The 23,317-nt window shown below is 62.6% G+C and carries 25 protein-coding genes; 10 read left to right on the top strand and 15 right to left on the bottom strand.

The genetic code is table 11. The features are described from left to right. Window positions 1-337: 337 nt before the first annotated feature. The 9 genes from X730_RS136250 to hemE form a co-directional block, all read right to left on the bottom strand. Window positions 338-1,225, bottom strand: coding sequence for a ParB/RepB/Spo0J family partition protein (locus X730_RS136250; protein WP_023732823.1), 888 nt, complete (start codon window positions 1,223-1,225; stop codon window positions 338-340). Window positions 1,226-1,285: 60 nt separating this feature from the next. After that, window positions 1,286-2,083: a ParA family protein gene (locus X730_RS136255; RefSeq protein ID WP_023672118.1), complete on the bottom strand. Its 798-nt coding sequence runs from the start codon at window positions 2,081-2,083 to the stop codon at window positions 1,286-1,288. 65 nt (window positions 2,084-2,148) lie between these two features. Next, window positions 2,149-2,781 carry a 16S rRNA (guanine(527)-N(7))-methyltransferase RsmG gene (gene rsmG, locus X730_RS136260; protein ID WP_031197487.1) on the bottom strand — a complete coding sequence of 211 codons (633 nt, stop codon included), beginning with the start codon at window positions 2,779-2,781 and terminating at the stop codon, window positions 2,149-2,151. Next, window positions 2,778-4,652, bottom strand: coding sequence for a tRNA uridine-5-carboxymethylaminomethyl(34) synthesis enzyme MnmG (gene mnmG, locus X730_RS136265; protein WP_023827721.1), 1,875 nt, complete (start codon window positions 4,650-4,652; stop codon window positions 2,778-2,780). The genes rsmG and mnmG overlap by 4 nt, the downstream gene beginning before the upstream one ends. A 330-nt stretch (window positions 4,653-4,982) precedes the next feature. Beyond that, window positions 4,983-6,305: a tRNA uridine-5-carboxymethylaminomethyl(34) synthesis GTPase MnmE gene (gene mnmE / locus X730_RS136270; RefSeq protein ID WP_023827720.1), complete on the bottom strand. Its 1,323-nt coding sequence runs from the start codon at window positions 6,303-6,305 to the stop codon at window positions 4,983-4,985. Window positions 6,306-6,771: 466 nt separating this feature from the next. After that, complete coding sequence (locus X730_RS136275; RefSeq protein ID WP_023827719.1) at window positions 6,772-7,698, bottom strand: EamA family transporter; 927 nt, start codon at window positions 7,696-7,698, stop codon at window positions 6,772-6,774. 167 nt (window positions 7,699-7,865) lie between these two features. Further along, the gene (rho, locus tag X730_RS136280; protein ID WP_023672113.1) at window positions 7,866-9,131 is read right to left on the bottom strand and encodes a transcription termination factor Rho; all 1,266 of its coding nucleotides are present in this window, start codon (window positions 9,129-9,131) and stop codon (window positions 7,866-7,868) included. A 163-nt stretch (window positions 9,132-9,294) separates the two neighbouring features. Further along, window positions 9,295-9,837: a protoporphyrinogen oxidase HemJ gene (gene hemJ / locus X730_RS136285; RefSeq protein ID WP_023742021.1), complete on the bottom strand. Its 543-nt coding sequence runs from the start codon at window positions 9,835-9,837 to the stop codon at window positions 9,295-9,297. Then, entirely contained in the window at window positions 9,837-10,868 is a 1,032-nt protein-coding gene (gene hemE, locus X730_RS136290; protein WP_023726726.1) for a uroporphyrinogen decarboxylase, read from the bottom strand. The genes hemJ and hemE overlap by 1 nt, the downstream gene beginning before the upstream one ends. Window positions 10,869-11,268: 400 nt before the next feature. Between hemE and X730_RS136295 the strand changes: the two genes are divergently transcribed. The 5 genes from X730_RS136295 (at window position 11,269) to dnaQ (ending at window position 15,010) form a co-directional block, all read left to right on the top strand. Further along, window positions 11,269-12,090 (top strand): pyruvate, water dikinase regulatory protein, encoded by an 822-nt coding sequence (locus X730_RS136295; RefSeq protein WP_023685040.1) that lies wholly within the window; start codon window positions 11,269-11,271, stop codon window positions 12,088-12,090. A gap of 58 nt (window positions 12,091-12,148) precedes the next feature. Continuing rightward, complete coding sequence (locus tag X730_RS136300; RefSeq protein WP_023685039.1) at window positions 12,149-12,748, top strand: Maf-like protein; 600 nt, start codon at window positions 12,149-12,151, stop codon at window positions 12,746-12,748. Continuing rightward, window positions 12,741-13,568, top strand: a complete 828-nt coding sequence (locus tag X730_RS136305) for a shikimate dehydrogenase (protein ID WP_023827716.1) — start codon at window positions 12,741-12,743, stop codon at window positions 13,566-13,568. Before X730_RS136300 ends, X730_RS136305 begins: the two co-directional genes overlap by 8 nt. A gap of 27 nt (window positions 13,569-13,595) precedes the next feature. Continuing rightward, the gene (coaE, locus tag X730_RS136310) at window positions 13,596-14,180 is read left to right on the top strand and encodes a dephospho-CoA kinase (RefSeq protein ID WP_023698098.1); all 585 of its coding nucleotides are present in this window, start codon (window positions 13,596-13,598) and stop codon (window positions 14,178-14,180) included. Between the two features lie 125 nt (window positions 14,181-14,305). Then, entirely contained in the window at window positions 14,306-15,010 is a 705-nt protein-coding gene (gene dnaQ / locus X730_RS136315) for a DNA polymerase III subunit epsilon (RefSeq protein WP_023698097.1), read from the top strand. Between the two features lie 262 nt (window positions 15,011-15,272). On the opposite strand, the gene secB is transcribed toward dnaQ, so the two are convergent. Beyond that, window positions 15,273-15,773, bottom strand: coding sequence for a protein-export chaperone SecB (gene secB / locus X730_RS136320; RefSeq protein ID WP_023672105.1), 501 nt, complete (start codon window positions 15,771-15,773; stop codon window positions 15,273-15,275). Window positions 15,774-15,912: 139 nt separating this feature from the next. Then, window positions 15,913-16,413, bottom strand: a complete 501-nt coding sequence (locus tag X730_RS136325; RefSeq protein WP_081731692.1) for an FxsA family protein — start codon at window positions 16,411-16,413, stop codon at window positions 15,913-15,915. Window positions 16,414-16,609: 196 nt separating this feature from the next. On the opposite strand from X730_RS136325, the gene X730_RS136330 reads away from it, so the two are divergent. From X730_RS136330 to X730_RS136345, 4 genes are all read left to right on the top strand, one after another. Next, window positions 16,610-17,314 carry a Tim44/TimA family putative adaptor protein gene (locus X730_RS136330; RefSeq protein WP_023672103.1) on the top strand — a complete coding sequence of 235 codons (705 nt, stop codon included), beginning with the start codon at window positions 16,610-16,612 and terminating at the stop codon, window positions 17,312-17,314. A gap of 79 nt (window positions 17,315-17,393) precedes the next feature. Then, the gene (locus tag X730_RS136335) at window positions 17,394-18,494 is read left to right on the top strand and encodes a murein transglycosylase A (protein WP_031197485.1); all 1,101 of its coding nucleotides are present in this window, start codon (window positions 17,394-17,396) and stop codon (window positions 18,492-18,494) included. Further along, complete coding sequence (locus tag X730_RS136340) at window positions 18,491-19,009, top strand: Smr/MutS family protein (RefSeq protein ID WP_023827712.1); 519 nt, start codon at window positions 18,491-18,493, stop codon at window positions 19,007-19,009. The genes X730_RS136335 and X730_RS136340 overlap by 4 nt, the downstream gene beginning before the upstream one ends. Further along, a complete protein-coding gene (locus X730_RS136345) occupies window positions 19,009-19,377 on the top strand; it encodes a helix-turn-helix transcriptional regulator (protein ID WP_023672100.1) in 369 nt (122 codons plus the stop codon). Before X730_RS136340 ends, X730_RS136345 begins: the two co-directional genes overlap by 1 nt. Before the next feature lie 95 nt (window positions 19,378-19,472). Here X730_RS136345 and X730_RS0135020 read toward each other — a convergent pair whose 3' ends face one another. From X730_RS0135020 to X730_RS136360, 4 genes are all read right to left on the bottom strand, one after another. Further along, entirely contained in the window at window positions 19,473-19,679 is a 207-nt protein-coding gene (locus X730_RS0135020) for a hypothetical protein (RefSeq protein WP_023672099.1), read from the bottom strand. 354 nt (window positions 19,680-20,033) lie between these two features. Continuing rightward, a complete protein-coding gene (locus X730_RS136350) occupies window positions 20,034-20,651 on the bottom strand; it encodes a transglutaminase-like cysteine peptidase (RefSeq protein ID WP_023706944.1) in 618 nt (205 codons plus the stop codon). 192 nt (window positions 20,652-20,843) lie between these two features. Beyond that, entirely contained in the window at window positions 20,844-22,121 is a 1,278-nt protein-coding gene (locus X730_RS136355) for a polyhydroxyalkanoate depolymerase (protein ID WP_023687587.1), read from the bottom strand. A gap of 252 nt (window positions 22,122-22,373) precedes the next feature. Further along, the gene (locus tag X730_RS136360; RefSeq protein ID WP_023672096.1) at window positions 22,374-22,733 is read right to left on the bottom strand and encodes a septal ring lytic transglycosylase RlpA family protein; all 360 of its coding nucleotides are present in this window, start codon (window positions 22,731-22,733) and stop codon (window positions 22,374-22,376) included. A gap of 310 nt (window positions 22,734-23,043) precedes the next feature. Between X730_RS136360 and X730_RS1000000168355 the strand changes: the two genes are divergently transcribed. Continuing rightward, window positions 23,044-23,229 (top strand): hypothetical protein, encoded by a 186-nt coding sequence (locus tag X730_RS1000000168355; protein WP_023750996.1) that lies wholly within the window; start codon window positions 23,044-23,046, stop codon window positions 23,227-23,229. Window positions 23,230-23,317: the final 88 nt, after the last annotated feature.

Genomic DNA, 23,317 nt, shown 5'->3' with positions numbered 1-23,317 from the left:
GATATCGCTGGCGCGAACCACCACGAAAGCGCAAATTTCAGTCCATGCCAAAGCTATCTTAGCGCCTATGCCCCTTGAGGGGGGAGATGTCGCCAAAGCCGACAGAGGGGGTCGCGGCGCGTGGAGCGCTGGTGCCTTTCGCAACGACAAACGAGGTCGGCGCTTGATGGGAGACGACCCTTCTGGCCTGCCGGCCATCTCCCCCTCAAGGGGGGAGATCAGCAGTTCGATCCCTTCGGCAATCGCCAATAAAAGAAGGGCCGGCAACCGCCAAGCCCTTTCTTCATCCTAAGCCAGAGCTTCATTAGCCGGCTAAATATGGCGCAACCCCAACCCTCTACCGCTCATCCTTCAACCGCCGGCATAGCTCGTCGAGCTGCTCCAGGCTGCGGTAGTCCACGCGGATCGCGCCGCCTTTGCCCTTGTGCTCGATGGTCACGATCATGCCGATCGTGTTGGTCATCAGTTTTTCCAGCGCCAGCGTGTCGGCATCCTTGCCCGATGCGCCGTGTGCCGGTTTTGCCTTGGGCGGCGTGCCGCCCGCCGGCATTTGCGCCAGCGCCTCGGCCTGGCGCACCGAAAGCCCGTCTTCGACGATCTGCTTGGCTAGCCCGGCGGGATCCTGCGCCGTCACCAGCGTCCGGGCATGGCCGGCCGACAGCGCGCCGTCGACCAGCATGTCGCGGATCACGTCGGGCAGCTTCAACAGCCTGAGCGTATTGGCGACGTGGCTGCGGCTCTTGCCGATGACATTGCCGAGATCGGCCTGGGTGTAGCCGTGATCGTCGATCAACTGCTGGTAGCCGAGCGCCTCCTCGACCGGATTGAGGTCGGTGCGCTGGACGTTCTCGATGATCGCCAGTTCGAGCGCCGTGCGGTCGTTGACGTCGCGCACGATGATCGGAATCTCGGTCAGCCCGGCGCGCTGCGCGGCGCGCCAGCGTCGCTCGCCGGCGATGATCTCATAGCGCCCGGCCTGCGTCGGCGAAGGCCGCGCTACCACCGGCTGCACCACGCCATGTTCGCGGATCGACTGGGCGAGATCGGTCAGGTCGGCGTCGCCAAAGTGCCGTCGCGGGTTTTTCGGGTTCGGGCTCAGGAACTCTATCGGCACCTTGCCGTCCGCATTCAAGCCCGGCTTTTCGGCTGCCACCGGGCGGTCGATCTCGCCGATCAGCGCCGCCAGTCCACGCCCCAGTCTCTTTCTCGAAAGGTCTTCGCTCATCTCAATTCCAGATTCTTGATCGTTTCGGTGACGGATCGGCTTGTTTATCGCCCTGCCTAATCAAGCGGCGCGCAATTTGCGCTCGCGGCGGATCACTTCGGACGCCAGCTGCAGATAGGCCTGGCTGCCTGAGCACTTGAGATCGTAGAGGATTGCCGGCTTGCCGTAGGACGGCGCCTCGGACACCCGCACATTCCTAGGAATGATCGTCTCGTAGACTTTGTCGCCCATGTGTGCCCGCACGTCCTGCACCACCTGGTTGGCGAGGTTGTTGCGGCCGTCATACATGGTCAGCACGATGCCCTGGATTATCAGGTCCGGATTGATCGAACGGCGCACCTGCTCCACCGTTTCCAGGAGTTGGCTTAGCCCTTCCAGCGCGAAGAACTCGCACTGCAGCGGCACAAGAACAGAATCGGCTGCCGCCATTGAATTCAAAGTCAAAAGGTTGAGCGAGGGCGGGCAGTCGATCAGCACATAGCCGAACGGCGCACCGCGCTCAGTGGCGGCGCGCAGCGCGTTGCGCAGCTTAAGCACGCGATCCGGCGCCGAGGCGATTTCCATCTCGATGCCGAGCAGATCGAGCGTCGACGGCACGATCGACAGGCCGGGCACCGCCGTCGGAATGGCCGCCTCTTCCAGGCCCAGTTCGCCGGTCAACACGTCATAGGAGGAGACGGTGCGATCCTTGCGGTCGATACCGAGACCCGTCGAGGCATTGCCTTGCGGGTCGAGATCGACGATCAGCACCTTTTCGCCGATCGCGGCCAGCGCCGTGGCCAGATTGATGGCGGTGGTGGTCTTGCCGACGCCGCCCTTCTGGTTGGCGACGGTGATGATGCGAGGTCCGGTTTTCATGGGTCTGTGCCAGGTATTCATGTGGGCCAGGTATTCATTGCGTCGCCAAGGTTGCGAAGGAGAGCTTACGCCGTCCGCAGATCGGTCACTTCGAGGATGACGCCATGGGCGTCGGTCATGCTCGGATGTTCTACCAGATCGAAAGCCCAGCGGTGAGTGCTTTCTTCCACCTCGGAGCGGTAATCCCGGCCTTTGTGGAAAAGCGCACGTGACCCCTTGGTCAGCCATGGCGCCGACAGGTCAAGCAGCGCCGGCAGCGCGGCCAGCGCCCGCGCCGTGATGATTTCCGGTGCGGAAACAAGCGCATAGCTGTCGTCGATGCGCCGGGCGACGACCCGTGCCGGCAAACCGAACTGGCCAATGACCGCCTGCAAAAACGATGCTTTCTTGCGGTTGCTCTCGACCAGATCGATCGACGCGCCTTCGCGTTCGACCAGCAGGAAGGCCAGCACCAGGCCCGGAAAACCGCCGCCCGAGCCGAGATCGGCCCAGCGTTTGGCCTGCGGTGCGATTCGCGCCAGTTGCGCGCTATCCAGAATGTGGCGGCCCCAGACGTCGTCCAGCGTCGACGGCGCGGCCAGATTGATGCTTCGGTTCCATTTCAGGAACAGCTGTTCGAACGCCACCAGGCGATCGAATGTTTCACGTGAAACCGGTCCCGCAGCCTCTTGCAGGCTCGCCCATGAGGCAGAGCTCACGCAACGGCCCTTTGGGCGGCCGACTCGGCGTTGCGGACGTGCGCGACGATGATGGCCAGCGCCGCCGGCGTCATGCCTTCCATACGCTGCGCGTCAGCGATCGACCGGGGCTGACGCGTTAGCATCTTCTGCTTCAGCTCATTGGACAGGCCAGGAACATCGGCGAAATCCACCGACGCCGGGATCAGCCGGCTTTCCTCGTGGCGGATTTGTGCGACATCTGCCTGCTGGCGATCGAGGTAAACCGAGTATTTCGCTTCCGTTTCGAGCCGCTCAGAGGTTTTGACATCGATTGCGCCAAAGGCCGGCACAACTCGGGCGAGCCAAGCGATATCGACGCCGGGATAAGCAAGCAATTCATAGGCGGAGCGGCGCACGCCGTCCCTGTTGATCTCCAGCCCATGCCGCGCCGCTTCGTTGGGCGTCATCGTCGTCGCAATTGCGAGTTTTCGCGCCCTATCAAGATCCTGTGTGACTTCATTGAACCGCCGCGTTCGCTCCGGCGACACGATACCAAGCCGATTTGCCAGAGGCGTAAGCCTTTCATCGGCATTGTCGGCGCGCAGCGATAGGCGAAACTCCGCCCGCGAAGTGAACATGCGGTAGGGCTCGGCAATGCCGCGGCTGGTGAGGTCGTCGACCATCACTCCGATATAGGCTTCGGTGCGGCTGAGCACGATTTGGTCGTCGGCCGCCGCCTTGCGCGCGGCGTTGAGCCCGGCGAGCAGGCCCTGCGCGCCGGCTTCTTCATAACCGGTGGTGCCGTTGATCTGACCGGCGAGGAAAAGCCCCGCAATACGTTTGGTCTCAAGCGTCGGCTCGAGCTCGCGCGGATCGACGTGGTCATATTCGATGGCGTAGCCGGGCTGCAGCATGGTCGCGCGTTCCAGGCCCGGGATCGTCTTCAGAATGTCGAGCTGGACGTCTTCGGGCAGGGAGGTCGAGATGCCATTGGGGTAGACGGTGTCATCGTCCAGCCCTTCCGGCTCCAGGAATATCTGATGACCTTCTCGATCGCCGAACTTGACGATCTTGTCTTCGATCGACGGGCAGTAACGTGGACCTACGCCTTCGATCGAGCCGGAATACATGGCGGAGCGGCCGATATTGGCGCGGATCAGCGCGTGCGTCGCCGGCGTCGTACGCGTGATGCCGCAATGGATTTGCGGATTCTTGATTGTGTCGGTGAGCAGCGAGAACGGTACTGGATGTTCGTCGGCCGCCTGGCTTTCCAGCGACGCCCAGTCGATGGTGCGGCCATCGAGCCGCGGCGGCGTGCCGGTCTTCAGCCGTCCAAGCGCGAAACCGGCGCGGCTCATCGTCGCCGACAGGCCAAGGCTCGCTTGCTCGTTCATCCGCCCGGCGACAATCTTCTTGTCGCCAATGTGAATAAGACCGCGCAGAAAAGTGCCGGTGGTCAGGACGACTGCACCGCACGCCAACCGGCGCCCGTCGGCCAGGAGCACAGCGGCGATCCGTCCTTCTTCGATCTCGAAATCCAAGACTTCGCCTTCGACGACGTCGAGACCGTTCTGCTGCCGAATCGCTTCCTGCATGGCCAGCCGGTAAAGCTTGCGGTCGGCCTGCGTGCGCGGCCCGCGCACGGCAGGGCCTTTGCGGCGATTGAGCAGGCGGAATTGGATGCCGGCAGCATCGGCGATGCGGCCCATCAGCCCGTCCATGGCGTCGATCTCACGCACCAGATGGCCCTTCCCGAGGCCGCCGATCGCCGGATTGCAGGACATGACACCGACCGTGTCGAAGCGCAGCGTGATCAGCGCGGTCCTGGCACCGGCGCGGGCGGCAGCGCTCGCAGCCTCGCACCCGGCATGGCCACCGCCCACCACAACCACATCATAGTGATCGATCATTGTCCCTTCCAGATTCAGAGATTTCCCGACACATGTCCCCACGAGAGGACGCTGTCAAGGATTGCAGGTTGATTCGTTCACGGGGAACGGAGTGCTGAAAGCCGCAGAGGTGTTTCACGTGAGTCATGGAAGCAGCGAAGCCTCGGTTGGCGCTGGCCCTTATCTACCTGCCGGCATCTTCTCCCCATGAACGGGGACAATGAGGGGCGGTGCAGGCTTTCGGCCAGTTGCCCTTTTGTTAAACGTCTCGCTTCACGTGAAACGCACTAGGGCGGCCCCCTGTGTTTCACGTGAGTCACTCACACAGCGCGCCCCCCTGTTTCACGTGAGTCACTTTCCAATGCAAAACTGCGAAAAGATTACGTCCAGCAGGTCCTCGACTTCCACCGCGCCGACAATCCGGCCGAGCCGGTCCGCCGCAAGACGCAGCTCCTCCGCCCGCAGCTCCTGGCCGCGCTCTTGCCCCGACAAAGCCGAGATCAGAAAGCGCCTGGTCTCATTGAGCAGCTCCACATGCCGCAACCGAGACGGCAGGATGTCACCGGCATCGCCGATAGCAGCCGCGGCGCGCCTGCCGATCTCGGCCAGGAGTTCAGCCAACCCAGTGCCGTCCACCGTCGAGATCAACGCATCATACGCCTCCAATCGCGGCGAACCTTTCAAGAGATCGACCTTGGTGCCGATTCTCAAAGCCGGGGCCTCGACAGGCATGTTGCCGATCGCACTCGGGTCCGCCAGATCTTCCAGCAACAGCACCAGGTCGGCCGTGTGCGCCTTGGCCCGCGCCTTTTCGATACCGATCGCTTCGATCTTGCCGGGCGCCTCGCGCAGGCCCGCGGTGTCGGTTACCCTGACCCGCACTCCGTGGACATCCAGCACCACTTCGAGCAAGTCCCGCGTCGTGCCGGGCTCGTCGGTAACAATCGCCGCCTCACGCCTGGCCAGCGCGTTGAACAGGCTGGATTTGCCGGCGTTGGGTGCACCGAGGATGACAACCTCAAACCCGTCACGGATGATCTCGGCGGCATGGAAGCCATCGACATGCCGGCCGATCTCCCCCACCATTGCGCGCACATCGGACCAAACCGTGTCCGAAACGGAACCGGGCACGTCGTCTTCGTCGGCGAAGTCGATTTCCGCCTCGATCATGGCCCGTGCATGGATCAGGCGATGGCGCCAGCCAAGATAGAGTTCGCTTTGCACTCCTTCGGCATTCTGCACGGCAAAGCGCCGCTGCGCTTCGGTTTCGGCGTTGACCAGATCGGCCAACGCCTCCGTCTCGACCAGATCCAGCTTGCCGTTGAGAAGAGCCCGGCGCGTAAATTCCCCAGGCTCCGCATGACGCAGGCCGTCAAAGCCGGCGACGATCTCCAGCATCTTGCCGGCGACGGCGCGGCCGCCATGGACGTGGAACTCGGCGACATCCTCGCCGGTAAAACTGTTCGGCCCAGGAAAAAACAGCACCAGGCCGTTGTCGATAAGCGACCCGTCCACCGTTCGGAGCTTGCGCAGGGTCGCACACCGGTCCTTGACCGTGCCACCAGCCACCGTTTCGACAACGAATCGAGTCCTCGGTCCGGAAATGCGGATGACAGCGATGCCGGCGGGCAGGCGCCCGCTGGAAAGCGCAACGATCGAATCGCCCGAAATCATTTGCCCGTTCTCACCGGTCGCCTAGGTGTCAACAATCCCACAGTGTCGCGGCCGTCATGAACCGGCTGTCCGTCAATATCAAGGTCGATCGCGAGAGCGACCGGATTACCAAATCTGTATAGCCGCCTTGTCATCCATGTGCGAGCAGGCGGGTCCTAATCCCGACGCCAAGCAGTTCTGGGCGGGCCAGCAAGCCCTACGGCTGGCCGGCATCGTTAACACCTGTTCCTGGCCCGGAACCGTGAAGCTGGAGCCCATCTCCCCACAGGGAAAGCCTCGTTCCGGTTGCGAATCGGAAATCCCGACCCGCGTCACGCCAATCGTCGCCCGATTGGAACGGATGCGAATCGACTTAACATTGGCCAGTGGCATCCGGCCGCCGACGGCAGACCGGGGCTATGCACCGCTATCATGCCGGTGGCGACGGATTCCGTAGGAACCGAGCCGCTGCTGCGACGCCGGTAGCTCAACCCGTGTTTCCGTCCAACGCCGAAGGAAGCGGCTTCACATCAATGGATAGCGGCCGCGGCCGGAACAGCAAATCCTTGGCTGCGACCACCGCTCCGACCGTGATCAGGATGCAAGCAACAGCCACCGACCAGTGAAACACACCAAAGCCTGCCAGCAGAAGCACGAGGACCGAGAAGAGGGGCGCGGCATAGGAGAGGGCGCCGAGGATCATGATGTCGCCGTGCTTGCAGCCATAGTCCCAGGCGTAAAAGCCCGCGCCTAGCGGTATTACGCCCAAGATGACGATGGCGCTCCACTGCGTCGCCGTCTGTGGCCAGACGGTGGTCTCAAGGGTGAGGTGCAGCACCAAGGCGACCGCAGCCGTGATGAAGCAGTAACCGACGACGACATCGGTCGGCACCTTGCCGAAGCGGCGCGATAAAACCGAATAGCCGGCCCAGATGAAAGCGCAGAACAGCGCGATGACATGCCCCTTCATCACACCATTGGCCAGTCCGATCGTGCCGCCCTTGGTGATCACCACAATGGCGCCGGCAAGGCCGAGCATGACGCCGGCGATGTGATGGGCCCTAAGCTTTTCTCCAGGCAGGAAGGCGGCAAAGACGACGATCAGCAACGGCCAGAGATAGGCGATCAGGCTGACCTCGACCGGCGGCGCCGACTGGATGGCGAAGAAATAGGCGCAGTGATAGATGCACAGCCCCGCTGTGCCGAGCGCCCAGACCTGCCACGGCTGGCGCAGCGACTTGATCGCCGCCGGACGGACAAGCCAGCTCGACGCGCCGACCAACCCGCCAAGCAGAAACGTCATCGCCGCCAGCTGAAAGGGCGGAATCGGTCCCGCCGCCGTCGAAAGCAGCGCCAGGAAGGACCATGTCAGGATGGCCGAGAAGCCGATCAGGGTCGGGATTGTTTTCTCCATGCGGCTTCCGATCTTCGAGACGCGATTACTCGCATGACGACAGCGATGGAAATTGCCGCCCAAGGCCACGCCCTGTCGGAAATGCGACCTGTTTGCCCCCGCAATGAAAAACCCCGTCCCAGTTCCCGGAACGGGGCTTCAATGCGAAACGATGGCCGACGAGAAGCTTACGTGTTCATCGAGTCGAAGAAATCGGCGTTGGTCTTGGTCTGCTTCAGCTTGTCGATCAGGAACTCGATCGCGTCGGTGGTTCCCATCGGCGCCAGGATGCGGCGCAGGACGAAGATCTTCTGCAGATCCTGCTTGGAGACCAGCAGGTCTTCCTTGCGGGTGCCGGACTTCAAAATGTCCATGGCCGGGTAGATGCGCTTGTCGGCGACCTTGCGGTCGAGCTGGATTTCGCAGTTGCCGGTGCCCTTGAACTCTTCGAAGATCACTTCGTCCATGCGGCTGCCGGTGTCGATCAGCGCGGTGGCGATGATGGTCAGCGAGCCGCCTTCCTCGATGTTGCGGGCCGCGCCGAAGAAGCGCTTTGGCCGCTGCAGCGCGTTGGCGTCGACACCGCCGGTCAGCACCTTGCCGGAGGACGGCACGACGGTGTTGTAGGCACGGCCGAGGCGGGTGATCGAATCGAGCAGAATAACGACGTCGCGGCCATGCTCGACCAGGCGCTTGGCCTTTTCGATGACCATTTCGGCGACCTGGACGTGGCGCACCGCCGGTTCGTCAAAGGTCGAGGACACGACCTCGCCCTTCACCGAACGCTGCATGTCGGTCACTTCTTCTGGCCGTTCGTCGATCAGAAGTACGATCAGATAGCATTCCGGATGATTGGCCGTGATCGAGTGGGCAATATTCTGCATCAGCACCGTTTTGCCGGTACGCGGCTGCGCGTTGATGAGCGCGCGCTGTCCCTTGCCGATCGGCGCCACCAGGTCGATCACGCGCGACGAGATGTCCTTGCCGGTCGGATTGTCGATCTCCATCTTCAGCCGCTTGGTCGGATAGAGCGGCGTCAGATTGTCGAAATGGATCTTGTGACGAATCTTTTCGGGATCGTCGAAATTGATCGTGTTGACCTTGAGAAGGGCGAAATAGCGCTCGCCCTCTTTTGGGCTGCGGATCGGCCCTTCGACGGTATCGCCGGTCTTCAAGGAGAAGCGGCGGATCTGCGAGGGCGAGATGTAGATATCGTCGGGACCCGGCAGATAATTGGCGTTGGCTGAGCGCAGGAAGCCGAAACCGTCCTGCAGCAACTCGACCACACCATCGCCGATGATCTCGACGTCCTGGGCGGCCAGTTTCTTCAGGATGGCAAACATCAGTTCCTGCTTGCGCATGACGCTGGCGTTTTCTACTTCGAGCGATTCGGCATAGGCGATCAGCTCTGGCGGCTTCTTGTTCTTGAACTCTGCGAGTTTCATTTCTTGCATAGACGGACTCTGAATCTGCTTTGGGGAAAATATATCGGCTGGATGCGATAAATGCCGGGCGCGGCCGAAAGCAATCAAGGGCGGCGCATGACGGGAAGGAAGACCCGTCTTTTATCGTCGGTCGGGGGAAAGAGCAAGCTGCGTTTTGTCGACCGAAATGGGCCTAGAACGGCTTGACGACAACCAGGATGACGATGGCGATCATCAGCAATGTGGGGATCTCGTTGACGATTCGCCAGTGCCGCGCCGGTTTTTCATTGCGGTCCTCGGCGAATTTCCTGACAGCACCGGCCAGATAGCCATGCACGCCCGACAGCAACAGCACCAAGCCTATCTTGGCGTGCAGCCAGCCGCCGTGAAAGCCAAACACTTTCCAGGCAAGCCAAAGCCCGAACACCCAGGTGACGATCATCGCCGGATTGATGATGCCGCGCAGCAGACGCCGCTCCATCACCTTGAAGGTCTCCGATTGGACGGACCCCTTCTCTGTGTCGGCGTGGTAGACCAGCAATCGCGGCAGATAGAGCATGCCGGCCATCCAGGAGATGACGGCCAGGATATGGATTGCCTTCGCCCAGGGATAGAAACCCTCAGGCGCAAAGAAAAACAAAAGTGCGGTGAGAACAACCAGCACTCCGATGCCGATGGTCATCCGCATCATCGCCCCACGAGTGCTGTTGCCGCCCGTATTATCTGATTGAGCCATCAGCGTGTCGCGCTCCGCACCTGCTTCACCATCGCCTCGACATGTGCCACCGGCGTCTCCGGCGTGATGCCATGGCCGAGATTGAAGATCAGCGGTCCGTCTCCCAGCGCCTTGAGGATCGCATCGACGCCGTCCGACAGGGCTTTGCCGCCAGCCACGAGCCGCAAGGGATCGAGATTGCCCTGGACCGCCCCTGAATGCTGCAGTTCGTTCGCAGCCGACAGGGGCACGGTCCAGTCGATCCCCAGCCCCGTGACCCCGGTCTTCTCACGATAGGTCTCGTAGCGGGCGCCGGCGCCCTTGGGAAAGCCGATGATCGGAACATCGCGATGAACCGCACGAACTTGCCTGACGATCTCCGCCACCGGTTGCACGCAGAACTGCTCGAAAGACGCATCATCAAGCACGCCGGACCAGGAATCGAAAATCTGCACCACGTCGGCACCGGCTTCGATCTGGCGGATCAAATAGGCCGCGGAGTGATCGGCGAGCACTTTCAGGAGATGCTTGAAGGCCGTCGGTTCGCGATAGGCAAACAGCCGCGCCGGCGCCTGGTCGGGTGTGCCGTGGCCAGCGATCATGTAGGTCGCCACCGTCCACGGCGCGCCGCAGAAGCCGATCAGCGTGGTCTCGTCAGGCAATCTTGCCCGCAGCCGGCGAACCGTTTCGTAGACCGGTTCGAGATTCACGTGAAACGTTTCACTGTTGAGAGCCGAAATCTCAGCTGCAGTGATTGGCGTCAGCAGCGGCCCGCGGCCCTCCTCGAAGCGGACATCGCGTCCCAGCGCATGCGGCACGACCAGAATGTCCGAGAACAGGATCGAGGCATCGAAGCCGAAGCGCTCGATCGGCTGCAGCGTCACTTCGACAGCCAGATCAGGATTGTAGCAAAGATCGAGAAAGGACCCGGCGCGCTTTCTGGTCTCGCGGTACTCCGGCAGATAGCGCCCGGCCTGGCGCATCATCCAGAGCGGCGGCGGAAACACTGCCTCGCCTCTCAGCACGTCCAGCACGATGCGGTTCTCGGGCATTGAGCGCTCTCTTCCCTGCCTTCTCTAAAATTAAATAGTCTATTTCTAGAATCTTCTGATTCTAAGAGTCTGTTGGTATCGGTGGTTGTCACCTGTCCCGCTTTGCCCTGGAAAAGGCCAGCCAGCATTTTGTCGCGTGTTTCTTCCGCCGGATTGGCAAAGAGTGTGGATGACCAGGATTCCATCACTGGAGTCAATGGTTTGACGTAGCCGCTGAAAAACCGCCTCTGTGGATGAAGCGCTGGCAAAAACGCCCGTCCCCAGATTTGTCCCCAACCGCACAGTGAAGCTGACAGCGCATCGAATTGTGGACAACTGGCCTTCTGATACAGTCGCCTCCAGCCGGTCGCCTTTGCGGCCCCGGTTTATCCACACAAGCCCACAGCCTGAGGCGCCCCCTGTGAACAAACCCCAGAGCTTCTTTCACCTGCACCTGATTTCCGACGCCACCGGCGAGACGCTGCTGGCGGCCGGCCGAGCCGCCTCGGCGCAATACAAGGATGCGCGCGCCATCGAGCATATCTATCCGCTCATCCGCACCGAAAAGCAGGTGGCGAAAGTCTTCGAGGACATAGAAGAGGAACCGGGCATCATCCTCTACACCGTCGTCGACCAGAAGCTGGCGCGCGGTATTGACGAGCGCTGCGCCGCCATGGGGCTGCCCTGCGTTTCGGTGCTGGAGCCGGTCCTCACCGTGTTCCAGTCCTATCTCGGCACGCCGGCCGGCCGCCGCGTCGGCGCCCAGCATGTGCTCGATGCCGATTATTTCCACCGTATCGACGCACTCAATTTTACGATGGAGCATGATGACGGGCAGCTGCCGCTCAACATGGACGACGCCGATGTCGTGCTGATCGGCATTTCCAGGACATCGAAGACGCCGACCAGCATCTATCTCGCCAACCGCGGCATCAAGACCGCCAACATCCCGATCGTGCTCGGCGTGCCGGTGCCCGAAAGCCTGGCCGCTGCTACCAAGCCGCTGATCGTCGGGCTGATCGCCACCGCCGAACGCATCTCGCATGTCCGGCAGAACCGCGTGCTCGGCAACAGCAGCACCTACGAAGCGACCGATTATGTCGACCGTGCCTCGATCGCCGAAGAGCTCGCCTATGCCCGCCAGATCTGCACCCGCCACAATTGGCCGATGATAGACGTCAGCCGCCGTTCGATCGAAGAGACCGCGGCAGCCATTGTTGCCCTGCGGGGGAAGAATAGATGATGGGATGGCAACGCGACCTCCTGCCCCAATCAACCACTATCGACCAGGCCCAGAACCCATGACCGAAAAAATCATCCTCGCCTCCGGCAGCCCGTTCCGCAAAGCAATGCTCATCAATGCCGGGCTCGGCATCGAAGCGGTGCCTGCCGATGTCGACGAGCGTGCGCTCGAGGCGCCGTTGCAGGACAGCGGTGTGTCGCCGGAAGATGTCGCCCTGATACTCGCCGAAGCCAAGGCGACCGAGGTCAGCGAACGCAGACCGGGCGCCCTGGTGCTCGGCTGCGACCAGACTTTGTCACTGGGAGATGAAGTGTTCCACAAGCCGGCCGACATGGAAGGCGCCCGCCGCCATCTGCTGGCGCTGTCGGGCAAGACGCATCAGCTGAACAGCGCCGCCGTGCTCTGCCGCAACGGCAAGGTGCTGTGGCGTCACGTCGGCATCGCCAGCCTTACCATGCGCAAGCTCGATCCGGCCTTCGTCGGCCGGCACCTGGCCCGCGTCGGCGCCAAGGCGTTGTCGAGCGTCGGCGCCTACCAGATCGAGGGCGAAGGCATCCAGCTGTTCGAAAAGATCGAAGGCGATTATTTCACCATTGTCGGCCTGCCGCTGTTACCGGTGCTGGCGGAATTGCGTGCGCTCGGAGCCATCGATGGTTGAGAAAAAAGCTTTCGTCACCGGCCATCCGATCGCGCATTCGCGCTCGCCGAAGATCCACGGCTATTGGCTGAACACATACGGCATCGACGGCAGCTATCATGCGATCGATGTCGCGCCGGCCGATTTTCCCGAGTTCCTCTCTTCCCTCCAGGCCAATGGCTATCAGGGCGGCAACGTCACCATTCCACACAAGGAAGTCGCCTTCGCCCGGGTCGAGCGCCGCGACGAGGCGGCGGAGATGATCGGCGCGGTCAACATGCTGTGGCTGGACGACGGCGTGCTGTGGGGCGGCAATTCGGACTGGATCGGCTTTGCCGGCAATCTCGACGAGCATGCCCGGGGCTGGGAGAGAAACGCTCCGGCCGTGGTGCTCGGCGCCGGTGGCGCGTCGCGCGCGGTCATCCACGCGCTTAAATCGCGCGGCATCAAAGATATCCGCATCGTCAACCGCACATTGGCGCGGGCGCAGGAACTCGCCGACCGCTTCGGGGCCGGCGTCTCGGCGCATGGCGCGGTCGGCGACTTGCTTGGCGATGCCGGCTTGCTGATCAACACGACGGCACTTGGCATGCATGGCGATGCGACGCTGGCCGCCGATCCGGCCGGCCTGCCAGCTCACGCCATTGTCGCAGACATCGTCTATGTGCCGCTGGAAACACCGCTGCTTGCCGCTGCCCGCGCGAGAAATTTGAAGACGGTCGACGGGCTCGGCATGCTGTTGCACCAGGCTGTGCCCGGTTTCGAACGCTGGTTCGGCAAGATGCCGCAGGTCACGCCTGAGTTGCGACAGATGATCGTCGCCGACATCCTCGCCAAATGATGGGTCGCAAATGATGGGCGCCAAATGATGACCGTGCTCGGCCTCACCGGATCGATCGGCATGGGCAAGTCGACGACGGCGAAAATGTTCGTCGACGCCGGCGTGCCGGTGCATGACTCCGACGAGACCGTGCATCGCCTCTATGCCGGCAAGGCAGCACCTCTCGTCGAGGCGGCCTTTCCCGGCACCGTGATTGCCGGTTCGGTCGACCGCACCGAGTTGGCGCGCCGCGTGCTCGGCAACGCTGCTGCGCTGAAGACATTGGAGGCGATCGTCCATCCGCTGGTGCGGGCCGATGCCGATGCCTTTCTGGCAAGGCACCGCGCCGCCGGCGCGCCGCTCGTCGTGCTCGACATTCCGCTGCTGTTCGAAACCGGCGGCCGCAACCGTGTCGACAAGGTCGTCGTCGTCACCGCGCCGGCCGATATCCAGCGCGCCCGCGTGCTGGCGCGTCCTGACATGAGTGAGGAAAAGCTGGCGGCAATCCTGGCCAAGCAGGTGCCCGACGCCGAAAAGCGCCGGCAGGCCGATTTCGTCATCGACACCGGTGAAGGCATGGACGCCGCCCGCACCGCGGTCGGCGCGATCATTGCCGAGCTCTCAGGACGCTGAGCTCGCCTGCTAACTCCTGGGGGATAAGTCGCGCCCATCAGGCCCCTGACGGCAGGCTGTCGGCATTGCCCATTGCCATTTTGTTCCGCTCCATGATTCTACTCCTCCAGGAGTGGGTTGATTCTATGCGTGAGATCATTTTCGATACCGAAACCACCGGACTCGACATGCGCGACGACCGCATCATCGAGCTTGGTGGCGTCGAGCTGGTCAACCGCTTCCCGACCGGCCGCACCTTCCACAAATTCATCAATCCGCAGGGGCGCGCCGTCCATGTCGAGGCGCAAGCCGTGCACGGCATCAGCGCCGCCGACCTCGTCGGCAAGCCGACCTTTGCCGAAATCGCCGAGGAATGGCTCGCCTTCACCGACGGCGCCAAGCTCGTCGCCCACAACGCCAGTTTCGACATCGGCTTCCTCAACACGGAATTCGGGCGGCTCGGCCAGCCGGCCATAGACACCGGGCGCGTCGTCGACACGCTGGCGCTGGCGCGGCGCAAGCATCCGATGGGCCCTAATTCGCTCGACGCGCTCTGCCGCCGCTACGGCATCGACAACGGCCACCGCACCAAGCACGGCGCGCTGCTCGATTCCGAGCTCCTGGCCGAAGTCTACATCGAACTCATCGGCGGCAAGCAGGCCGCACTTGTCCTCGACGCCGTCGTGGTGCAGCTCAACAGCAATGGCGACGTTGCCGATATCGACATCTCGATCGCCGCCAGGCCAATCGCCCTGCCGCCGCGCCTGACCGAGGGCGAGCGAGCGGCGCATGCGGGGCTGGTGGCGACGCTCGGTGAAAAGGCGCTGTGGCTGAAGGTGGCGGCGGGGTGAACGGATCGCGGAGGTAGCGTTCCGTCACACCCCTCTCTGGCCTGCCGGCCATCTCCCCCTCAAGGGGGGAGATCAGCAGCTTCGCCGCTCCAGCCCATTCCTGCAACGTCTAAATTTGGCGAAGGTCGCGATGACGGCCAATCTCCCCCCTTGAGGGGGAGATGCCTGGCAAGGCAGAGGGGGTGCTGTCCCGCCAGCATCTCAGTATACTAAAAGCCTGGCACGAAGCCGGGCTTTCAACTCATGCGCGTGACGCTTGCCTTCAGCTCACCTTGACCTTCGATGCCGCCTGGTCCTCGGCCAGCTTCTGCTGGAACATCTGGGCGAAATCGATCGGGTCGAGCATCAGGGGCGGGAAGCCGCCATTGCGGGTGGCTTCGGCGATGATCTGGCGGGCGAACGGGAACAAAAGCCGCGGGCATTCGATGAACAGGATCGGCAGCATGTGCTCCTGCGGGAAGCCGGCGATGGCGAAGACGCCGCCATAGACCAGTTCGACATTGAACAGCACTTCCTGGTCGAAGGACGCCTTGGCGTTCAAGGTCAGATTGACGTCGAACTGCTTGTCGGAGAGCGGGTTGGCATTGACATTGACGTTGATCGCAATGCCTGGGGCCTTGTCGCGGCCGCGCAGCGAGTTCGGCGCGCCGGGGCTTTCGAAGGACAGGTCCTTCACATACTGGGCAAGCACGTTGAGCGACGGCTGCGCCGTTTCGCCGTTGCCGTTGGCGGCGCCGACCGGCGCGTCATCTTTGCTGGCCATGAGCCTTGTTCCTTTTGCCTGGACAGCAGCGCTGACCGAATTGAAATCGGGCGTTGGCTAGCATGGTCGGCAAGACAAGACAAGGTTTGCCGCCTTCAGGCCAAAAGGGGTCAATAGTCAGTCGTTGGCAAGGTGACGTTCAGTCGTCCTTCAGGCGGCGCCACGGCGAGTTATGGTCGGGACCGCGCTTGAAATCGTCCTCGCGCGAATAGTCGCCGTCGTCGAGGTCGATGACCTTGTCGCGCGACCTGCGGCGAAAACCGCCGGCGGTGAAATCGGTCGCGACGACGATGCGGCCCTTGAGCTTGCGCCAGGCAAGGTCGCGCACCGGCGGCAGGAACAGCAGCAGGCCGACAATATCGGTAATGAAGCCAGGGATGATCAACAGGATCGCGGCGACCACGATCATGGCGCCATGCGCGAGCTGGCGGCTGGGGTCGCCGCCGCCGGCCATCTCGGCGCGGACCCGCGCCATGACGCCAAAACCCTGGTGCCGGAGCAGAAGCACGCCGGCAATGCTTGAAGCCAGCACCAGGCCGACCGTGGCGAGCGCCCCGACCTCGCGGCCGACAATGACGAAACCGGCGATTTCCAGCAGCGGCAGCGCAAGCAGGAACAGAGGAAGGAAGGAAATGCGCAAGTCTTGACCGATCGTTTCCATGTTTGCCGGGCGGCGCATAATCGCCGCTGGCACTGAGGCCGTTAGATAGGTATGCCTGCCTTTGATTTGAATGATTGCGCCATGCGTTCTATATGCTTTGCATGTTTAACGCCATGCGACCGCCGCCCGATTGGCTGGCGGTCCCGGCCAGGTCAGGGATTGATTGGCGAAAGATATGGGATTCTTCGACTTCGGCACCATTTTCTTTCTGATTGCGGCGGTGGTGATCTTTTTCCAGCTGCGCAACGTGCTTGGCCGCCGCACGGGCAGCGAGCGCCCGCCCTTCGATCCGTACACGGCCAGCCGCACCGAGAAGGACGCGACCCAGAAGCCCGAAAATGTGGTTTCGCTGCCGCGCAAGCGCATGCCGGGCGAGACGGCTGCCGAGACCTATGCGGCCATCGATGCCTTCGCAAAGCCCGACACCGACCTCAACAAGGGCCTGCGCGCGATCAAGGACAATGATCCCTCCTTCGACCCCAAAGTCTTCGTCGACGGCGCCAAGATGGCCTACGAGATGATTGTCATGGCCTATGCCGATGGCGACCGAAAAACGCTGAAGAACCTGTTGTCGCGCGAGGTTTTTGACGGCTTCGTTGCCGCGATTGGCGACCGCGAGGCGAAAGCCGAAAAGATCCAGTCCTCCTTCGTCGGCATCGACAAGGCCGACATCGTCTCGGCCGAGATGAAGGGCGGCGAGGCCCACATCACGCTGCGCATCGTGAGCGAACTGATTTCGGCGACCCGCGACAAGGCGGGTGCCGTCATCGATGGCGATCCCGAGACGGTGGCCGAGGTCAAGGATGTCTGGACCTTCGCCCGCGACACACGCTCGCGCGATCCGAACTGGAAGCTGGTCGCCACCGAGGAAGAAGACTGAGCCTATGCATGTCGCCCGGTGCGGGCAGCTTTTTTGGGATAGCGACATGCAGGCAAACATCGGCAGTGGCGAGGCTGAGGTGTCGCTCTCGCCGCTTTTCGTGGAAAAGTCCTTCGATGATCTTCCCGGTTGGAATTCCGATGACCATCTGCCCGCTTTCGAAGCCTTCCGCCGTTCGGCCTTTCATGTCCTGAACAAGCCCTACCGCACCGGTTCGTTGGGCGTCCGGTTCGACGCGTTTGCCGGCGCTTATGACGAGGCGCGTACCGTTTCGCCGGCGAATCGGTCGGCGGCCAAGGGTTTTTTCGAGCGCCATTTCGCCCCAGTCCAGATTCGATCCGAAAACCCCGGCCTGGTCACCGGCTTCTACGAGCCGGAGGTCGAGGCCTCACCAGTGCGCACGGATGAATTCACGGTGCCGCTGCTGGCGCGGCCTTCCGATCTCGTCGACATCGATGATGCCAACCGTCCTCGAGGGATGGACGACTATCTCGCCTTCGCCCGCGATACGCCGCAGGGCCTGGTGGAGTATTTCGACCGCAGTGAGATCGAGAGAGGCGCGCTGGCCGGCCAAGGCCTGGAAATCGCCTGGCTTGCCGACAAGGTCGACGTCTTCTTCATCCATGTGCAAGGTGCGGCCAGGCTGAAGATGACCGACGGCCGGCTTTGCCGCGTCACCTACGCCACCAAATCCGGCCAACGTTTCAGCGGTCCGGGGAAGATTCTCGCCGAACTCGGCGAAATCCCACTGGAAAAAGTGACGATGCAGTCTATCCGCGCCTGGTTCAGGGCGCATCCGGATCGCGTCGACGAGATCCTCTGGCAGAACCGCTCCTACATCTTCTTTCGCGAAGCCGATGTCGACGATGCCGCACTCGGTCCTATCGCCGCCGCCAAGGTGCCGTTGACGCCCGGCCGCTCGCTCGCCGTCGACCGGCTGCTGCACACATTCGGTACCCCCTTCTACATCGACGCTCCGTCGCTGACCGCCTTCGACGGAAAACCGTTCCGGCGGCTGATGATTGCGCAGGACACCGGCTCGGCCATCATCGGACCGGCGCGGGGCGATCTGTTCGCCGGCTCCGGCGATGCGGCCGGCGAGATCGCCGGCGTCGTTCGCAATGCGGCCGATTTCTATGCCTTGGTTCCACGCGCTCTCGTTTCGGAATCGAATCGATGAGCAAGCGCCCCGATAAACTCAACGAAGACGACCGGGTGCTGTGGAACCTGGTGGCGCGTACCGCCCGACCGCTGAAGGGCCGGACCGCGGTCGAGATTCCCGACATCGTCGTCGACCCCAAGCCGGCACAGACGCCGGTCGCTGTCGGTCCGGTCCTCGCCGCCAAGCCGAAGGCGCAGCATGTATCGCACGCGCTGGACGAGCCGACATTGGACAAGCTGAAGAAGGGCCGGCTGCCGATCGAAGGCCGCGTCGATCTGCATGGCATGACCCAGGACAAGGCCTATTCGCTGCTGTTTTCGTTCCTGCACCGGGCCCATGCCGGCGGGGTCCGCTATGTCCTCGTCATTACGGGAAAAGGGTCGTCGTCGGGCGGCGACGGCGTCTTGCGGCGCGCCGTGCCTGCCTGGTTGTCGACGCCTGCCTTCCGGCCGCTGGTCTCCAGCCACGATCACGCCGCCCGCAACCACGGCGGTTCGGGCGCGCTCTACGTTCGGCTCAGGCGAACCCGCTGATGACGCCGTTCGGCGAAAAACTGCGGGCGCTTCGAGCCGAGCGCGGCTTGCGCCAGAAGGACATGGCGCAGGCGATCGGAGTCAGCGCCGCCTATCTGTCGGCGCTGGAACATGGCCGCCGCGGCGCGCCGACCTGGACGCTGATCCAGAAGATCATCGGCTATTTCAACGTCATCTGGGACGATGCCGAAGAGCTGGCGCGTCTGGCCGAGGCCTCACATCCGCGGGTGAGACTCGATACGTCCGGCCTCAGTCCTGCCGCCACCGAGTTGGCCAATCTCCTGGCCGAAAACATCGAGAAGCTGGACGAAGCCGAGCTTGCCCGCATCACCGGCTCGATCCGGGCGGCACTGGAGCGGCGTAAGTAGGGCGGCGCCAAGGCCACGAATGCTCATCAATAGCGCCGGCATTTCATCCTGAAGGCGATGCCCGCCGGCCGTTAGCCAGCGGGCATATGGTGAGATTACTTCGCGCCGGCCTGGCCGCCACGGCCGCCAGTGCTGTCATGATCGCCGCCGCGACCGCCACCCAGGCAGTCCGAGGTGAGATCGCAACAGCGATTGCCCCACTGGTTGTTCTTGGCGCAGCCGGTCTGGTCGGCCATAGCGGATCCGGCCAGGGACGATACCGCGATGGCGGCGAGGAAAGCATTACGCAGGAAAGCAGTCATTTGAAGTCTCCATGGTTGGGTTTCTGTTTACGGCTGTGTGTCGCCGCTGGAGACGGTTTGGTTCACGCAGGTAGCGAAATTTTTTGAGGAGGCGTTTCGAGAGATAAGATTTCGAGGGCAGCGCTGCCCTCATCCGCCTGCCGGCACCTTCTCCCCGTGAACGGGGAGAAGGGAGATAGCCGCCGCCGGCGCCTGTTCCGCAGCGTTGACCATTATCGAAATCATTGATGAGGGTGTCTTTCTCCCCGTCACTATACGGGGAGAAATGCCCGGCAGGGCAATGAGGGGCGGCGCTGACTTATCGTGAAGATGGCGCGCGGGCCGATATCCCGCTCGTTCGAAAGCGTCGTGTCCTTACTGGACTGCGCCGACCAGCACCTGCTGGCCGCCGCGGATCGAGACCCAGCGGCCGGTGTTGTCGATGGCCTGCCGCTTGAGGAAGCGATAGCCGGTGGCGTCCCAGATCTTCACCTTGTCGGTCAGATTGTCGAGGACGTAGTCGCCCTTGTCGGTGCGCACCGTCAGCACGGCATGGCCTTCGCCGTCCGGCTTGCGCACGACGGTGATCAAGAGATCGGCCAGCGACACGCCAGAGCGCGAGAGCTGGCGGCGCTTTTCCAGCACATAGTCTTCGCAGTCGCCGACGCCCTTGTCGGGATAGGCCCAGACCTCGTCCTTGCCATAGATGTCGTAGTCGCTCATCGGCTTGACGGCGGCGTTGACCCTTGACGTCACGTTGATCAGCTTGCGCATGAAGGCGTCGGTCATCGCGGCGGGGTTGAGGTTGCTCGGCCGGATCGAGCATTCGCCGGGCTGGGTTTTACAGAAATCATAGTGGCCGATCGGCTGCGAGGTCATGCCGCCCGTCGCCATGGCGCCGCCTGCAAGTGCCGGCACTGCCCAGCACACAGAGATCGCCAGCCCTGCTGCCGCCCACAAGCGCAGCGTCCGTGCCATCGGTGAGGAAGTCATTGTCCCCGTTCGCCCTTGTTCTTAACGAAAGGTTAAAGGGGATTTACACTCCGTGTCAATTATCGGGGGAGCCAGATTCTTCGGCATGGTTACCCGCGCCCGCCCAACAGCGTCTATTGTGCAACAGAACGCCTGTGGCGCGCAAAATCGCCCCGCTTTTGCGGGCAATGCACGCTGCAGCCGGATCGAGCCTCAGCCTTTGGCGGAGCGGACCAGCTTGGGTTTCACCGCTACGCGTGTTTGGCGGCCGTAGCTTGTGATGAAATCGACGATGCGCGGCACGATTTCCGAGCGGAATCGCGACCCGTTGAAGACGCCGTAATGGCCGACGGCCGGCTGCATGTAATGCGCATGCCGGTCAGCCGGGATGTTGGGGCAGAGATCGTGGGCGGCCTGGGTCTGGCCGAGACCGGAAATGTCGTCGTTCTCGCCTTCGACCGTGAACAGCGCGACATTGCGGATCGCCTTGGTGTCGACCACCTCGCCGCGATGCGTCATCTCGCCCTTGGGCAGCGCATGGCGCACGAACACCGTGTCGACGGTCTGCAGATAGAATTCCGCCGTCAGGTCCATCACCGCCAGATATTCGTCGTAGAAATCGCGGTGCTTCTCGGCATTGTCGCCGTCATGCTTGACCAGGTGCATGAAGAAGTCCTTGTGGGCGGTGATGTGCCGGTCGAGGTTCATGCTCATGAAGCCCGACAACTGCAGGAAGCCCGGATAGACTTCGCGGCCGAAGCCCGGCACCGGCCAGGGCGCGTGCATGATGACGTTGTCGCGGAACCAGTCGATGCCCTTTTCCTTGGCCAGAAGATTGACCGCGGTCGGATTGCGGCGTGTGTCGATCGGCCCGCCCATCAACGTCATGGTCGAGGGCACGAAGGGATCGCCGCGCTTTTCCATCAGCGCCACCGCCGCCAGCACCGGCACCGAAGGCTGGCACACCGCCATCACATGGGTGTCCGGCCCCAGCGCATGCAGCATGTCGATGATGTAGTCGATATAATCGTCGAGGTCGAAATGGCCGTCGGTCACCGGCACCATGCGGGCATCGACCCAGTCGGTGATGTGCACGTCGGCATAGGGCAGCATCGCCTCGACCGTGCCGCGCAGCAGCGTCGCATAATGGCCCGACATCGGCGCCACGATGAGAAGCTTGGGGTCGGCCTTGCGCCCGGCGGGCACCGACCGCTCGAAGCGGGTGAGATTGCAGAACGGCCGCGACCACACGGTCTTTTCGCTGACCTCGACGCTTTTCCAGTCGACCACGGTCTTGCTCAGGCCGAAATGCGGCTTGCTGTAGCGGCGCGTCGTGCGCTCGAACAGTTCGGCGGTGGCAGCGACCGAGCGGCCCCACGGCGTATGCGAAAACGGATTGAGCGGGTTGGTGTAGAACAGCCGCACTGCATCGGCATAAAGCCGCGCGGGCTGCAGGGCGGCATGGTTCATTTCGTAGAGCTGGTAGAACATCAGGTACTCCGCAGCTGCCGTGACCGAAGGGACGACGGACAGCGCCGAGCCTTGAATGTCTCGCGCGGAGGTTAACAAGATATTGCTGCGATGCAATACGTCACGTGGCGTGACATATGCCAGCCTTTCGTCCAAGGCCTTGAGAAACCGCGTTGGGCGGCTGGAGCCGGCTGAATGTGCACTGCAAAATGCAAGGCTGTTGGACAACGGGGCAGGATGCGTCCGGCCCGATCGGGCCGGACTTGGACAGATCTAGACGCGCGCCATGCACACCGAGGTATGGCCGGAGCCGATGAAGCCGAGTTGGCCGGCGGCGCCCTTGGACAGATCGAGCACGCGCCCTTTGATGAACGGGCCGCGGTCGTTGATGCGCACGATGACGCTGCGGCCATTATTCTGGTTGGTCACTTTCAACTTGGTGCCGAAAGGCAGGCTGCGGTGCGCGGCGGTCAGCGCCGACGGGTTCATGCGTTCGCCATTGGCGGTCCTGGAATGCAGTGCGTACCAGGAGGCGCGGCCGCACTGGCCAGCGGCGGAGGAGGCGGATGCACCGACCATTAGGCCAGCCGCGATCGTTACCGCGACAAGCGCGGTCTGGTTTGTTTTCTTCATGTTGGGGGGATTGGCTCCGTTTTCGACAGACCCCAGCCGTTAAGTGTCGAATAAGGCAGGAAATGCGGCAAGCATCGGGCAGTTCCGTGGCACCGGCACACGTTTGGAGTCGCTGGGAAACAGTTTGTCAGGCATCTTTCGTGTGGCGCGGCCGTATCGCCGGCGATATTGCGAGCTGTTTCACAGATTCCGTGAGCAAGGCAGGACGTTATAGTACAAGTACAAGAGAGCGCGATTGGGCGCCGTCCTTTCGCTCTGTCATCACGGTCATGGCGCAGTTGACGATCGACTTTGAAAAGGGATTCCAACGATGAGACTGTTCAAATATCTGCTGGCTCTGATCGTACTGGCCATCGGCGCGCTGTGGTCGCTGCAAGGCATTGGCGTGGTCGGCGGCAGCTTCATGACCGGCCAGTCGCAATGGCTCTATATCGGCATCGTGACCATGCTGGTCGGTTTCGCCGGGCTGGTATGGGCGAGCCGTTCGCCGGGGTGAGTTGCGACGAAAGTCGACCGCCACAGATCGACCCCCACTCCGTCGAGCTTCGCTCGACACCTCTCCCCCGATCGACGGGGGAGAGGAA

The sequence above is a fragment of the Mesorhizobium sp. L103C131B0 genome (genome assembly GCF_000502275.1).
Lineage (GTDB): Bacteria > Pseudomonadota > Alphaproteobacteria > Rhizobiales > Rhizobiaceae > Mesorhizobium.
Note: the sequence above shows the minus strand (reverse complement) of the source record. Positions and strands in the feature narration are given on the sequence as shown.